This is a genomic window from Saccharibacillus kuerlensis DSM 22868, assembly GCF_000378145.1.
GTDB classification, from domain to species: domain Bacteria; phylum Bacillota; class Bacilli; order Paenibacillales; family Paenibacillaceae; genus Saccharibacillus; species Saccharibacillus kuerlensis.
Map to the genome: position 1 here is coordinate 35,012 of NZ_KB899278.1, position 12,766 is coordinate 47,777.

Annotated in this window: 10 protein-coding genes; 1 reads left to right on the top strand and 9 read right to left on the bottom strand. The window is 52.8% G+C overall.

Annotated features, from left to right (window positions below; translation table 11 throughout):
- Nucleotides 1-34: 34 nt before the first annotated feature.
- The 4 genes from F456_RS0103100 to F456_RS0103120 form a co-directional block, all read right to left on the bottom strand.
- Nucleotides 35-1,357 (bottom strand): slipin family protein, encoded by a 1,323-nt coding sequence (locus F456_RS0103100; protein ID WP_018975544.1) that lies wholly within the window; start codon nucleotides 1,355-1,357, stop codon nucleotides 35-37.
- 827 nt (nucleotides 1,358-2,184) lie between these two features.
- Complete coding sequence (gene recG / locus F456_RS0103110; RefSeq protein WP_018975546.1) at nucleotides 2,185-4,236, bottom strand: ATP-dependent DNA helicase RecG; 2,052 nt, start codon at nucleotides 4,234-4,236, stop codon at nucleotides 2,185-2,187.
- Nucleotides 4,237-4,247: 11 nt separating this feature from the next.
- Nucleotides 4,248-5,111 (bottom strand): DegV family protein, encoded by an 864-nt coding sequence (locus F456_RS0103115; RefSeq protein WP_018975547.1) that lies wholly within the window; start codon nucleotides 5,109-5,111, stop codon nucleotides 4,248-4,250.
- A gap of 67 nt (nucleotides 5,112-5,178) precedes the next feature.
- Entirely contained in the window at nucleotides 5,179-6,948 is a 1,770-nt protein-coding gene (locus F456_RS0103120; RefSeq protein ID WP_018975548.1) for a DAK2 domain-containing protein, read from the bottom strand.
- A 432-nt stretch (nucleotides 6,949-7,380) separates the two neighbouring features.
- Between F456_RS0103120 and rpmB the strand changes: the two genes are divergently transcribed.
- Complete coding sequence (rpmB, locus tag F456_RS0103125) at nucleotides 7,381-7,569, top strand: 50S ribosomal protein L28 (protein WP_018975549.1); 189 nt, start codon at nucleotides 7,381-7,383, stop codon at nucleotides 7,567-7,569.
- 234 nt (nucleotides 7,570-7,803) lie between these two features.
- On the opposite strand, the gene F456_RS0103130 is transcribed toward rpmB, so the two are convergent.
- Genes F456_RS0103130 through F456_RS0103150 form a run of 5 tightly spaced genes read right to left on the bottom strand, consistent with a single transcriptional unit; the run spans nucleotide 7,804 to nucleotide 12,761 of the window.
- Nucleotides 7,804-8,055, bottom strand: coding sequence for a hypothetical protein (locus F456_RS0103130; RefSeq protein ID WP_018975550.1), 252 nt, complete (start codon nucleotides 8,053-8,055; stop codon nucleotides 7,804-7,806).
- Nucleotides 8,052-8,717: a ribulose-phosphate 3-epimerase gene (rpe, locus tag F456_RS0103135; RefSeq protein WP_018975551.1), complete on the bottom strand. Its 666-nt coding sequence runs from the start codon at nucleotides 8,715-8,717 to the stop codon at nucleotides 8,052-8,054. Before rpe ends, F456_RS0103130 begins: the two co-directional genes overlap by 4 nt.
- Nucleotides 8,718-8,720: 3 nt before the next feature.
- Complete coding sequence (gene rsgA, locus F456_RS0103140) at nucleotides 8,721-9,629, bottom strand: ribosome small subunit-dependent GTPase A (RefSeq protein ID WP_018975552.1); 909 nt, start codon at nucleotides 9,627-9,629, stop codon at nucleotides 8,721-8,723.
- A 52-nt stretch (nucleotides 9,630-9,681) separates the two neighbouring features.
- On the bottom strand, nucleotides 9,682-11,985 hold the full coding sequence (gene pknB, locus F456_RS0103145; RefSeq protein ID WP_018975553.1) for a Stk1 family PASTA domain-containing Ser/Thr kinase: 2,304 nt from the start codon (nucleotides 11,983-11,985) through the stop codon (nucleotides 9,682-9,684).
- Complete coding sequence (locus F456_RS0103150; RefSeq protein ID WP_018975554.1) at nucleotides 11,982-12,761, bottom strand: Stp1/IreP family PP2C-type Ser/Thr phosphatase; 780 nt, start codon at nucleotides 12,759-12,761, stop codon at nucleotides 11,982-11,984. Before F456_RS0103150 ends, pknB begins: the two co-directional genes overlap by 4 nt.
- Nucleotides 12,762-12,766 lie beyond the last annotated feature (5 nt).

Below are 12,766 nucleotides of genomic sequence, written 5' to 3' on the forward strand. Positions count from 1 at the left end.
TCGTTCCGGCATATTATCTACTTCCCGTCAAACTTCAGCCGATCTCTCTGCGTTCCTCCCCATTACGCAGACCCAGCAGACCATTCATTTGCTCCAACAGATTGCTGCCTCCGCCTAGAGAAATCGTCCCTATCTTTTCACAGATTTTCTCAACGAACTCCAGCTCTTTGAGTCGGTACAGTGTCGCATTTTCGTCCATTAACTTCGCCGTATTCAGCAGGCTCCGGGTCGAAGCCGTCTCCTCTCGCCGGGTGATCATGTTGGCTTGGGCTTTCTTCTCGGCCAGCAGCACCGTATTGAGAATCGCGCGGATCTCGCCCGGCAGAATCACATCTTTGAGTCCGGCATTCAAAAATTCGACCCCATATTCCGTGCCGCTGCGCTTAAGGCGATCCAGCACAAAGTCACCGATCTCCTGCTTCATGCGCAGCAGATCGTCCAATTTGAGTGTGCCGACATATTCGCGCAGCAGCAGTTGAAGCTGAACGTACACCTGTTCTTCAAAGTTTTTGATCTCTGCCGCCTGCAGAGGATCGACAATTCGATATTGACAGACGAAATTCAACCGCAGCGAAATTTTGTCTTCTGTCAAAATCTCTTGGCCTGTCATATCGAGCTGCTGACGACGCAGATCGAACTTTTTGAGCGTCACCGACGTCGGACCATTCCAGAAAAAGCTTCGTCCCGGCGCAAGCTGACGCTGCAGCTGATTATCGAAGTAGAGCAGGCCAGTCTCGTGGCTTGCCACTTCGATCATTTGAACATAAGGCAGATTGATCTTTTCTAACAAAGCACGTCCAATATCCGCTCCAATCTCCGGATTTTGGATATCGGACCGAATGAAGGTATGCTCTCGAGATTCGTTCCAATAGGCGTACCGTCCGGCCGTCAGCAGGCTTTTGAAACGTCCATTTTCCAGATGCAGCACGTATTCGCTGTCTCCAACCTCGATTATGGTCAGCCGCTTCATCAGCTCGGCATCCTCGGCGAACAGGCGAACGTCCATGTCCGGTATTCCGTATACATTGAGCCCGCTTCCCACCCAACCGTTCGAAGGGTTATATTCAAACGGATCCGATATTCTTTTGAATACCAGTCTTCGAACACTGCTTGACCAATTGAAAAAGCGGTATCTGCCCGGCATAAGGAGGCGCTCGTAGCGGCCACGCTCGAACAACAGCGCGCGTTCGCCGTCGAGGACTTCGACGGTTCGCAAGCCCGCGCCAAGTTCGAGTATGCCCGGAATTGCGGGATTACCGTTCAGTGTCTCTGAAGGACGGATATCTTTCCCGGGCATCCCTGGAATTTTACGACCGTGCAGCAGATTTATGTTCGATTGATTTTGATTGTAATTCATAAGTTTGTTCCTCCTTGGAACCTTTGCGGTGGAAGTTCGCACACCCTTATGCGCGGAGTCCGGCTTGAGCCGGCATCAGCTGCGCAGGGAAAGCGGGAGACTGACAGAAATGGACGCCGATCCCGACTTCAGATCGACATTATCTCCGCTGCTCTTCGCTTCCGAGCCTCAGCTTCAGCCGGCGGGATCCGCCGGAGCTGCAAAGCGCGTTCGGATGCCGGGCCCCATAGAAGCAGCACCGACGGAACTTCCTTCCCCAAAGATCATGATTTGTATGGCTCCATTAAAAGTGGAGTGCTCTACCAAGAGCTTGCGCCTAAGCAAGTAGGGATTCGAACCCAATAATCGCTTTTCCTGTGCGAACGCTTCTTCCGGCATGCCGAAGCGCAGCGCGCCCGGCACCGCCGGACCATATCAATGTCCTGGCCTGAAGGGGAAGGCGCTCGCGAATCCCTGCTCGGGATCTAAAGCCATTGTCACCTATTCCGTGGACAGGGAACAGGGCAGAAATATGGCGATCCCCTATACGCCTAGTATATTTCGCGCCGTGCCGGAACAATGGCGATTCAATGCATCGCCTTTTCTGCATATACGTAAAAAAGCCCCGAAGGAGTTACCCCCGGGGCTTTTAATCAATCTCATATCAGTTTATATCGGGAATCGTTCCCGTTATAATCAGATCCCTTTCGTTTGCGGGTTAAGCCGCATACCTTTGCCGCGAGCATCTTTACCGGCCGTTTCCTGCGTGGGCTCCGGCACTTCCGAAGCATCTGCGGCTGCAACCGCCGTTACGGACTTCGGCGCTTTTACAAACCGATAGAAAAGGATCAGTCGATCAATTCGCCCCGGAACGCTTCTTCCTTTTCCAGATTGCCTCGCAGCGTCTCGTACGTCGGCGATGTCCAGAAGAATGGGTCCTCCACCAGCTTCGCCGCGTCGTCGCGAGCCTGCTCCAGCACTTTGAAGTCGGCGACCATATCCGCAACTTTGAACTCCGGCAGACCGCTCTGCTTGGTGCCGAAAAAGTCGCCCGGACCGCGCAGCTCCAGATCTCGCCGAGATACTTCAAATCCGTCGTTGGTGTCTGTCATAACTCCCATACGTTGACGGCCGAGCTCCGATTTGGGATCGGCGATCAATACGCAGTACGATGCATGTTCGCCCCGACCAACGCGGCCGCGCAGCTGATGCAGCTGCGACAATCCGAAGCGGTCCGCGTCCATGATCACCATAAGCGTCGCGTTTGGCACATCGACCCCGACTTCGACGACAGTCGTCGAGACGAGCAGCTGCGTCTCTCCGTCGTAGAACTGGCGCATTGTTTCCTCTTTCTCCGCAGCGCTCATCCGTCCATGCAGCAGACCTACCTTATAATCCGGCAAAGCCTGGCTCATCTGCATATGCAGATCGATCGCGTTCTGCACATCCAACTTCTCCGATTCCTCAATCAATGGACAGATCATATACGCCTGTCGCCCCTGACTGACCTCGCGGCGAATAAAACCAAGCACTCTTTCCATCATCTCGTGCTTGACCCAATAGGTCTCGATCGGAACCCGTCCTTTCGGACGCTCAGCGATGGTGGAAACATCCATATCGCCAAACGCCGTAATCGCGAGCGTACGCGGAATCGGAGTAGCCGTCATGGTCAGTACGTCAGGGTTATAGCCTTTACGGCGCAGCACACTGCGCTGATTGACGCCGAATCGATGCTGTTCGTCGGTAACGACGAGGCCCAGCGCCCGGAAATTGACTTCCTCCTGAATCAGCGCGTGCGTACCGACCAGAATATCGATCAATCCCATCTGCAGCGCGGCGAGCAGATCTTTCCGTTTGCGGCCGGTTACGCTGCTCGTCAGCAGACCGACCGTAATACCAAACGGCTCGAACATTTTGGTCAGCGAACGGGAATGCTGCTCTGCCAAAATTTCGGTCGGAACCATAAGCGCTCCCTGGAAACCAGAGCGTACGCTTGTGAACAAGGCGATTGCGGCAACAGCCGTTTTACCCGAACCGACATCGCCCTGCAGCAATCGGTTCATGCAGGATTCCGATCTCATGTCTTTGAGTATTTCCAGCTCGACGTTCTTCTGCGCATCGGTAAGCTCGAACGGCAGGCTGCGCACAAATTCGCGAATGACCGCGTTTGGCGTCGTATGCAGTACGCCGTCGCGCCGATCGCGATTGAGGGAGCGGTACGCCTGCAGCTTAAGCTGGAACAGAAACAATTCTTCATAAACCATACGCTTGCGTGCTTCCTGGCCTTCCTCAAGATCGCCAGGTTGGTGCAGCAGACGGATCGCCTGCGGACGCGGCATCAGATTGTACTTCGATACCAAGTCTTCCGGCAGCACTTCTTCAAGCCGGTCCCCGAATTGATCCAATGCGTTTGCAATCGCTTTACGCAGCGAGTTCTGGGTCAGATCTCCACCTATTGAATAGACAGGCTGGAGCGAACCGCTACGAATGACACCCCGGTCCGGAAACTCCGAATGTGTAACGTTCATCTGGAGCCGCCGACCGTCCCATTTGCCTGTCAGAATAATCTCTCGATCCAGTTCCAACTGATCTTTCAAATAATTACGGTTAAACCATACAGCCGTAAACATCGAATAATCCGCCAGCATCTTGCAGCTCAGCTTCGTCTTCTTGCCGAAGCGCTGCACGATAGGCATTCCGACGATCTTTGCCTGCACGGTCGCTTTATCTCCGTCTTTCACGTCGCCAAGAGGCTTCTGACGGTAATCTTCATAACGGAAAGGAAAATATTCGATGAGGTCTTTCACGGTAAAAATGCCAACGGCGTGAAGCTCCTCCACTTTGCGGGCGCCCACACCGTTGACCTCTTTCACCGGGATTTGATCCAGGCGTATGTTCATTATGCTCTCCCTTATTTGACGGAAGGCCAGATATAGATCGCATTGCAGCCCGGCCCAACATGTGTACCGACGACAGATCCGATATGCGAATAGACGACATCTCCAACTTCGAAATGCTGGCGCAGCAGTGCAAGAATCTCATCCGCTGTAGCCGGATCGGCGGTATGTCCAATGGCTACATCGACCTTTCCGGCACTACCGAGTTCCTGCTTGAACAGCTCCACAACCCGTGCCAACGCCTTTTTGCGTCCTCTGGCCTTCTCTACCGCGTAAATAACGCCTTCCTTGTCGATCGACAGGATCGGCTTAATGTTCAGCAGCGTACCCAGCACCGCTGCAGCACGACCGATTCGGCCGCCTTTTTGCAAATATTCCAGCGTATCGACGAGGAAATACAGGCTCCTCACCGACTTTAACCTTTCCACTTCGGCTTCGATCTCCTGCGGCGTGCTTCCAGACTGCGCCATCTCCGCCGCGCGAACGACCATTAAACCAAAGCCGTACGAAGCCGAGCGTGAATCAATCATTGTAATCTCCGCTGTCTCGTTCTCCAGCATGGATTTCCCAAGCGCTGCAGATTGAAATGTTCCACTCATTCCGGTTGAAATATGAATCGAAATGATCGGTGCACCCGGATATTCTTCCAGGATCCGCTGATACACGGCGGTAAAGTCCGCCGGGGAAGGCTGCGATGTCGTCGGCAGTTTCCCTGCCGCGACAAGCCGCCGGTAGAACTCCGGCGCCTTGATATCGATACCGTCAAGCAGTGCCTCATCACCGAACATGACTTTAAGCGGCACAACATGAATACCAAGCCGCTCGATCATTTCTTCGGGAATATCTGCCGTACTGTCAGTTACGATAATCGGATTCATCCTGTCACCGTCCTTTAAGTTGGGAAGGGCTTGCTTCAATAAGCCGGATTGTCAGGCAAATAAGAAATTAGGCCTCAACCGAGAACATGTAATCGTAGACCGGCTGGCCTCCGCTGTGGAATTCCACTTCGGCATCCGGATATTCAGTCGCCAGCCACTCGGCAAGATCGGCTGTTTCCGCTTCCGAAGCATCTTCTCCGGCAAGCAGCGTAATGATTTCGTCGCCGCTTTCGATCATGGACGCAAGCAGATTCCGGCTTGTAGTCAGACGATCGGCTGCAGTTGCTACGATCTTGGAATTATAAATTCCGATATAATGCCCGGCAGTAATCTCCAGATCGTCGAATGTTGTATCTCTTACGGCATGGGTAACCTGACCGGTCTTGACCCGCTTGATCGCTTCAGTCATCTGTGCTTCATTCGCTTCAGGACTTTCGTCTTCCTGGAAGGCCAGCGCAGCCGCGATTCCCTGCGGAATGCTCTTGCAAGGTACAACCGTGATCTGGCGTTCTCCTTCCAGCAGATCGCGCGCCTGCTGAGCCGCAAGTACGATGTTGGAATTGTTCGGCAGAAGGAAGATGTGCTGCGCGGACAACTCTCCAATCGCATTGACGAAATCTTCCGTGCTCGGATTCATTGTCTGTCCGCCGGACAGAACGACATCAACGCCGAGGCTTTTGAAGATTTCTTCAATGCCCGCACCACTGGCGATAGCGATGAAGCCGTACGGAGCTACTTCATCGGCAGGCAGAGCGGCATGCTCTTCTGGAACAGCAGCAGGCGTCGGAATATCGGCAAACAGTTCTGGCGGAGCAGCTCCGTCCATACCGGCATGCAGCAGATCGCGATGCTGCTCGCGCATATTCAGAATATGAATTTGCGTGATTTCTCCGTAACGAAGAGCTAGCGTCATAACTTCGCCCGGCGTCTTGGAGTGAACATGCACCTTAACGATGTCGTCGTCCGAAATAATGATAATCGAATCGCCGTTGACGGATAATGCCCGGCGGAAAGCTTCTTCATCAAATCGCTCTCTCGACCCGTCTCCAAGTCCCAAATTAATGAAAAATTCCATATCATAAAGGAATTCAATATTTTCAGTTTCCAGCTGAGCCTGTGCCGAAGCCTGAACATGGGCTGCAGCCGTTACGTTCGTCGTCTGGGATGGTTCTTGACGAGTTGTTGGCAAAGCAGCCTGCTTATCTGTCCCGGTCGATGTGCCATTCTCCAAATAATCCAGGAAGCCTTCGTAAATGTACACAAGGCCCTGTCCTCCCGAGTCGACAACACCGACCTGCTTCAGCACCGGCAGCTGCTCGGGTGTACGGTCAAGCGCATATTGGGCTCTTGCAAGCACCTCTCGCATCAGTTCAACCACATCCGTTGTACGACGGGCATAGGTTCCCGCATGCTTTGCCGCTTCGCGGGCAACGGTCAGGATTGTTCCCTCAACCGGTTTGACTACTGCTTTATAAGCTGTATCGACGCCCACCTGTAACGCCGCCGCAAACTGAATTGCATTTAACTCTGCATGTGAAGCTGCATAACGGCCGAATCCTCGGAATAACTGCGATAGGATTACACCGGAATTTCCGCGTGCACCCATCAGCAATCCTTTGGAAAGAACCGTTGCCGCCTGACCCATTGAAGCCGAGCTGCGTTCCCGAAGTTCGGTTACGCCCGCCGTCATCGTCAAATTCATATTTGTACCCGTATCGCCGTCCGGCACTGGAAATACGTTAAGCGCATTGACATGCTCCGCCTGGCGCGAAAGTTTCTCCGCACCTGCCAATACCATGCCAGTAAAATCAGTTCCATTAATCGAACGCCTGCTCAATGAAAATTCCCCTTCCTAAACCTGCTGGATACGCAAACGTCATTCATCTGCGACGCCTGCTCTCTATTTGATGTTGAGATCCTTATGTTCATTCGCCTTAGACTCGCAATCTCTTGCTTGTCTGACGAGCACCGGAAACCGGGTTTCCGTCCCCCGTGACGACGCATAGGACACTTACAGCTGGTTCTGCGTACCGGCTATAAGACTTCTATACGGGCAACCCGGCTTATGGTCCCATACACCATGAGCCTTTTGCAAAATCCGGGCAAAGGTTTAAATCAGATTTTGCAAAAGGCCCCACCTGATATTGTACTATAAGCGCACGTAGAAATAAATAAAGTTTTTAGAACCGTTGACGCGGCTTTTTTTATTGTGTTATGATGTTCTAAGTGTTGCTTATGTATGTTTTATCTAAGCAAGGAGGTGTCATTCATGGCTCGCAGATGTTTTGTATCGGGTAAAAAACCAAGCTCCGGCAATCACGTTTCCCACGCTAACAACCGCAACCGTCGTACTTGGGGAGTTAACGTCCAGAAGGTTCGCATCCTCGTAAACGGCAAACCGAAACGCGTATACGTCAGCACCCGGGCTCTCAAATCCGGTAAAGTGACTCGCGTTTAATCCAGATATAGACGAGAAAACACCCTTTTTGGAGGGTGTTTTTTAGTTTGTATTTGCCTGTAAGACTGTTTGTGGGGTTCCATGTACGAAATCCGACAGCAAAAACCTTTTTTATTGATGAAAAAAGCCGAAAGTGCGCTTTCCCCGAGCACACTTTCGGCTTTTTTCGTTTCTGTTTCTGTTTCTGTTTCTGTTTCTGTTCAATCTATTTGTTCTCAACTTTTCAATCGAGTTTCAAATGAGTCCCATTCGGTAACGAATAGCTGCAATCAGCACAGTGAAGAACAAGAAATAAACAACTGTCCAGATAATGAACGCGATTCGTGCGCCACGTCCTTCGGTTTTGCGGAAGTACCAGATGACCAGGCCAGCCGCGAGCAGACCGAGCAATGCGTTGAAAGGCACCGGTAAAAACGCGAAGACTGCAACCATCAGGCCGACAACCGACGTGACCAGCGCGAGCATTAGAGTGGACTTTAAGTTCATATGCCGCGCTCCGCGCTCTCGCGAATATTCTGAATTGCCTCGCTGCGGTCACTTGCTCCATATACCGCACTACCAGCAACCAAAACATCAGCTCCGGCAGCAGCTACTTTCCCTGCCGTATCGGCAGCTATACCACCATCCACTTCGATATGAAGTCCGCTCATGCCGAGCGAGTTCGCCAATGATCGCGTTTCACGAATTTTATTTAAAGTACGTTCGATAAATGCTTGACCGCCAAACCCCGGATTAACCGTCATGATCAGCACAAGATCAAGATCTTCCAGCACTTCGCGGATTGCTGATACCGGTGTACCCGGATTGAGCGCTACTCCCGCCTTCACACCATGTTCTTTGATCAGATGCACAACCCGGTGCAGATGAGTGCAGGCTTCAGCGTGCACGGTAATGAAGGAGGCGCCCGCTTTAGCGAACTCCGGTATGTAATTCTCCGGATTTTCAATCATAAGGTGTACATCGAGAGGCAGCTTTGTGAGCGGCGCAATCGAGCGCATAATGGGTGCACCGAACGAAATATTCGGCACAAAGTGTCCGTCCATAACATCTACGTGCAGCCAATCCGCACCGCCGTTTTCTACTTCTTTGACATCCGATCCCAGTTTCGAGAAATCCGCGGCCAAGATTGAAGGAGCAATCAATACCATAGTTCAGTACCTCCGTTTTCTATCTTTGATTTCTTGGTGAAAAGCTAAATAGTGCTTGTACCGGCTGGCGGCTATTTCTCCCCGCTCCAAAGCGGCAAGCACCTTGCACCCCGGTTCATGGGTATGTGTACAGCCGCGGAATTTGCACCCTTCCGCTAACGGAACAAACTCGCGGAAACAGCTAGCCAGCTCTTCAACGTCAAGCTCGAGGAAGTCAAGCTGACTGAACCCCGGCGTATCTGCGATATATCCTCCACCTTCCAGCTCAACCAATTCTACATGCCGGGTCGTATGTCTGCCTCGTCCCAGCCGCAAACTGATTTCGCTCGTCAGCAGATCGAGTCTTGGGAACATGGCATTAAGCAGCGAGGACTTGCCGACGCCAGATTGACCCGAGAAAACGCTGATTTCGCCCACCAGGCGTTCTCTAAGCTGATCGGCTCCCAGCCCTTGGGGCGAACTCGTCTCTAACACCTCATAGCCAATCGATGTGTAAAGTTCTTTTGCACGCTGTACCTCTTCTCGGGTCTGCGTGTCCTCCTCATCAATCAGATCCATTTTGGTCAAACAGATCAGTGCGTCCAAGCCTTCATGTTCAATATGAACCAGAAACTTGTCGAGCAGATTGAGGCTTAGATCAGGCTCTTTGACCGAAAAAACAAGCACAGCCAGATTAATGTTCGCTACTTGAGGACGAATCAGCTCCGATGTGCGAGGTTTAATTTCCGTCACCGTGCCCTCACCGTTTTCGGTCAGTTCGTACACGACGCGATCGCCAACAAGCGGCGGCTTGCCTTTAAGACGAAATATTCCGCGCGCCCGACACTGTGTTGTCGGCTCCCCCGGAGCCGCCTTATCGTCTTTCACATAATAATAGCCGCTTAACGCTTTAACAATAAGTCCTTCCGGCATGATTCACCTTCCTTTGGTTTAACGGGAGAGAGCCGGACTTGCGTCCGGCATCTCACTTGCCCGTTGGATTTTCGACCGTCTTGCCCTTGGTTTTTTCGCTGCCTTTATTTTTATCTTTACCGTTACCGTTGTTTCGAAGTGAAGCATTCGCGGCTTCACCGGAAGATACGGCTTTGCCTGGCGGCACAAAAGCAGACGGATCGCCTTCTTCCGCTTCCGTCTCCTCTTCGCCTTCCTGTCCATCTTCCGGTGCGTTTTCCGCATTCGCCCCTTCATCCGAAGCGCTGCCCTCTCCCTCAGTCCCACCTTCTTCACCGCTCTGATTCCCACTGCCTTCGGCAGGTGCGGGAGTCGCTGGCTCCTCTGAAGGCTCTGTTGGTTCAGACTGCTTCTGAGGAACCTCCGGCTGTTGGAACGTACCTCTTGCCGCCTCAGTGTAATCCACCGGATACGACTGGCGCTCGCCATCACGATACACGGTAATGACACCGTTGCGGTTTGGTGCAAGTACAAGTGACACTGGGAAAATTCGAAGCGAAGAGATGGTGTCTGTGCCCCACTCGATTCGCTCGCCGCGGGCATCGCTGTATTCAATGCGAACTTTGGTCGCCGTTCCTTCCTGTGAAGGCTCTACCGGCACTTGAACCGTAAAGTTCAATGCTTCTGGCGGATAGCCGGAACTGACGATAAATCGGACGACTCCGCCCGGTTTGAGTTCCGCTCCCGCTTCCGGATCCTGACTGATGACTTTGCCCGATTCGACCGTAAAGCTTGGCTCCTCGGTCGAAGATGGCGCAAGAGCCTGTCCGTGGATCGCATCGAGCGCACCTTGACGCGTCTTGCCGACTACGTCCGGTACCTGTTTGTTCTCCACACCCTTGCTGACAGTCAAAGTTACGGTGGCCTGCTCCGGATCGAATTCTTCTCCCGATTTTGGAGACTGATCAATAACGGTGTTTACAGCCGCTTCGCTGAACTGCTCATTTCGAGTAATCCGATCTTCGGTTACGCCCAGCGCCGCCAGCTGTCTGCGTGCCTCGTCGTAATCCGAATCGGTAAGCTGAGGCATCTCTTCCAGCGGTTTTTCCGAACCGACCGTAAGCAGCACCGAAGCGCCTTCTCTGACGCTTAACCCTTCCGGCTTGCTCTGCTTGAATACGACTCCCGCTTCTGTAGACGGATCATATTCGTACTTGACGCCTTCGACTTCCAGATTTTGTGCTGCCAACGTATTGCGCGCTTCATCTTCGGTCATACCGAGCACATTGGGCACCGTCGTTTCCGGCACAACAAACTGTTGGCTCCAACGCATAACGACAAAAAATATAATCGCAAGTATCAGCAGGGTTGATCCGATAATAATCGCAGGTTTTTTCCAGTTCTTTTTTCCTGAAGGTTGATCTTTGCTTTTTCCCGCCGCATCTCCGCGCTGCATCTCACCGCCAGAAGACGTATAGGAAGAACGGATAGCGGGAACGACCAGCGTCCGATCCGCATCGTCCGTTTCATCAAAGTCGATTTTTTGTTCATTGCGCCGTGAAGGCAGCAGGCAGGTATCGAGGTCGCTCTGCATCTCAGCCGCCGAAACGTAGCGCTCGGACGGATTTTTACGCATGGCTTTAACAATAATATTTTCCACGCTCTGAGGAATCATCGGATTAAGCTTGCGCGGCTCTTCGAACTCGTCCTGCAAATGCTTCAGCGCGACACTGATCGGACTTTCCCCCTCGTACGGAAGTGCCCCCGTCAGCATCTGGTACAGTACGATGCCCAGCGAATACAGGTCGGACTTCTCACCCGCGGTCACGCCTTTGGCATGCTCGGGCGAAAAATAATGCACCGAGCCCACAACCGAACCGGTCTGGGTGATTGTCGTTGACGTAACGGCTCGGGCGATACCGAAATCCGTTACTTTTACCCTGCCGCCGCGGCCGATCAAAATGTTATGAGGCTTGATATCCCGGTGAATGATCTGGTTGCTGTGCGCGTGATCAAGTGCATCGCAAATCTGCGATGCAATGCGAACCGCTTCGTCCGTAGGCAGAGGCGCACGTTCTTTGATAACCTCATCCAAATCTTGACCTTCGATGTACTCCATAACGATATACTGAACTTCGCCTTCCTGGCCTACATCGTAGATGCTGACAATGTTTGGGTGGGACAATGATGCGGCGGACTGCGCTTCCCGCCGGAAACGGCGAATGAACTCTTCGTCATGCATAAACTGCTGACGCAGCACTTTGACCGCGACGAAGCGGTTCAGCAGCAGATCAAGCGCCTTGTACACCAACGCCATTCCTCCGCCGCCTACACGTTCCTGAATCTCGTAGCGGCCGCTGAACACCTGACCGATCATTGTACCCACTCCTTCGTCGCCGCATCTTGACCGGCCCGCCCGTTTTCGAACAAGGCCACGGTAATATTATCATCGCCGCCCGAATTCAGCGCCATGCGCACCAGCTTGTGTGCACGGTCGTCAAGTGCGGCTCCCGGCTTCAATACGGCCCTCATCATTTCAGCTTCGGCTACGAAGTTACTGAGCCCATCGCTGCATAGAACGAGCGCTTCCCCCGCATTGAGCACAATACGCCCCAAGTCGACCTTTACCTCCGCATCGGTTCCCAGCGCTCTTGTCAATACATTGCGGCGCGGATGCGCTCCCGCTTCCTGCGGAGTGATCTGTCCGCTTTTAAGCAGCTCGTTGACAAGCGTATGGTCCTCTGTCAGACGTAGGATGCCCGAAGAAGTTACCTTATAGGCACGGCTGTCTCCAATATGTCCAACGACTCCTTCGATGCCTTTGAACAGCACAGCTACGACTGTAGTCCCCATATTGTGGTAACGAATATCGGACTCGCCTTTGCGGTATACGACTTCGTTGGCGTGCAAGATGGCGTCGCCAAGCGCTGCCTCGCAGGCTTCAATCGACAATTCCGGTTCCAGTCCTCCAAGATCAGCGACGATCGTTTCGACCGCCAGCCGACTTGCCGTATCTCCAGCCAGATGTCCACCCATTCCATCGGCCACAATACCCAGCGTGTATCCGCCCGGCTTAATCCGGCCGACCCACGACAAGTCTTCGTTTACGGTGCGTACATTTCCGATATGCGTTGCATGAACGGTATGAATCACCTAAC

Excerpts from the sequence above, each read along its gene's own strand:
- pknB (WP_018975553.1), bottom strand. The coding sequence starts at position 11,985 with ATGATCGGTCAGGTGTTCAGCGGCCGCTACGAGATTCAGGAACGTGTA.
- rsgA (WP_018975552.1), bottom strand. The coding sequence starts at position 9,629 with ATGCCGGAAGGACTTATTGTTAAAGCGTTAAGCGGCTATTATTATGTG.
- recG (WP_018975546.1), bottom strand. The coding sequence starts at position 4,236 with ATGAACATACGCCTGGATCAAATCCCGGTGAAAGAGGTCAACGGTGTG.
- F456_RS0103130 (WP_018975550.1), bottom strand. The coding sequence starts at position 8,055 with ATGAACTTAAAGTCCACTCTAATGCTCGCGCTGGTCACGTCGGTTGTC.
- F456_RS0103100 (WP_018975544.1), bottom strand. The coding sequence starts at position 1,357 with ATGAATTACAATCAAAATCAATCGAACATAAATCTGCTGCACGGTCGT.
- rpmB (WP_018975549.1), top strand. The coding sequence starts at position 7,381 with ATGGCTCGCAGATGTTTTGTATCGGGTAAAAAACCAAGCTCCGGCAAT.
- F456_RS0103115 (WP_018975547.1), bottom strand. The coding sequence starts at position 5,111 with ATGAATCCGATTATCGTAACTGACAGTACGGCAGATATTCCCGAAGAA.
- rpe (WP_018975551.1), bottom strand. The coding sequence starts at position 8,717 with ATGGTATTGATTGCTCCTTCAATCTTGGCCGCGGATTTCTCGAAACTG.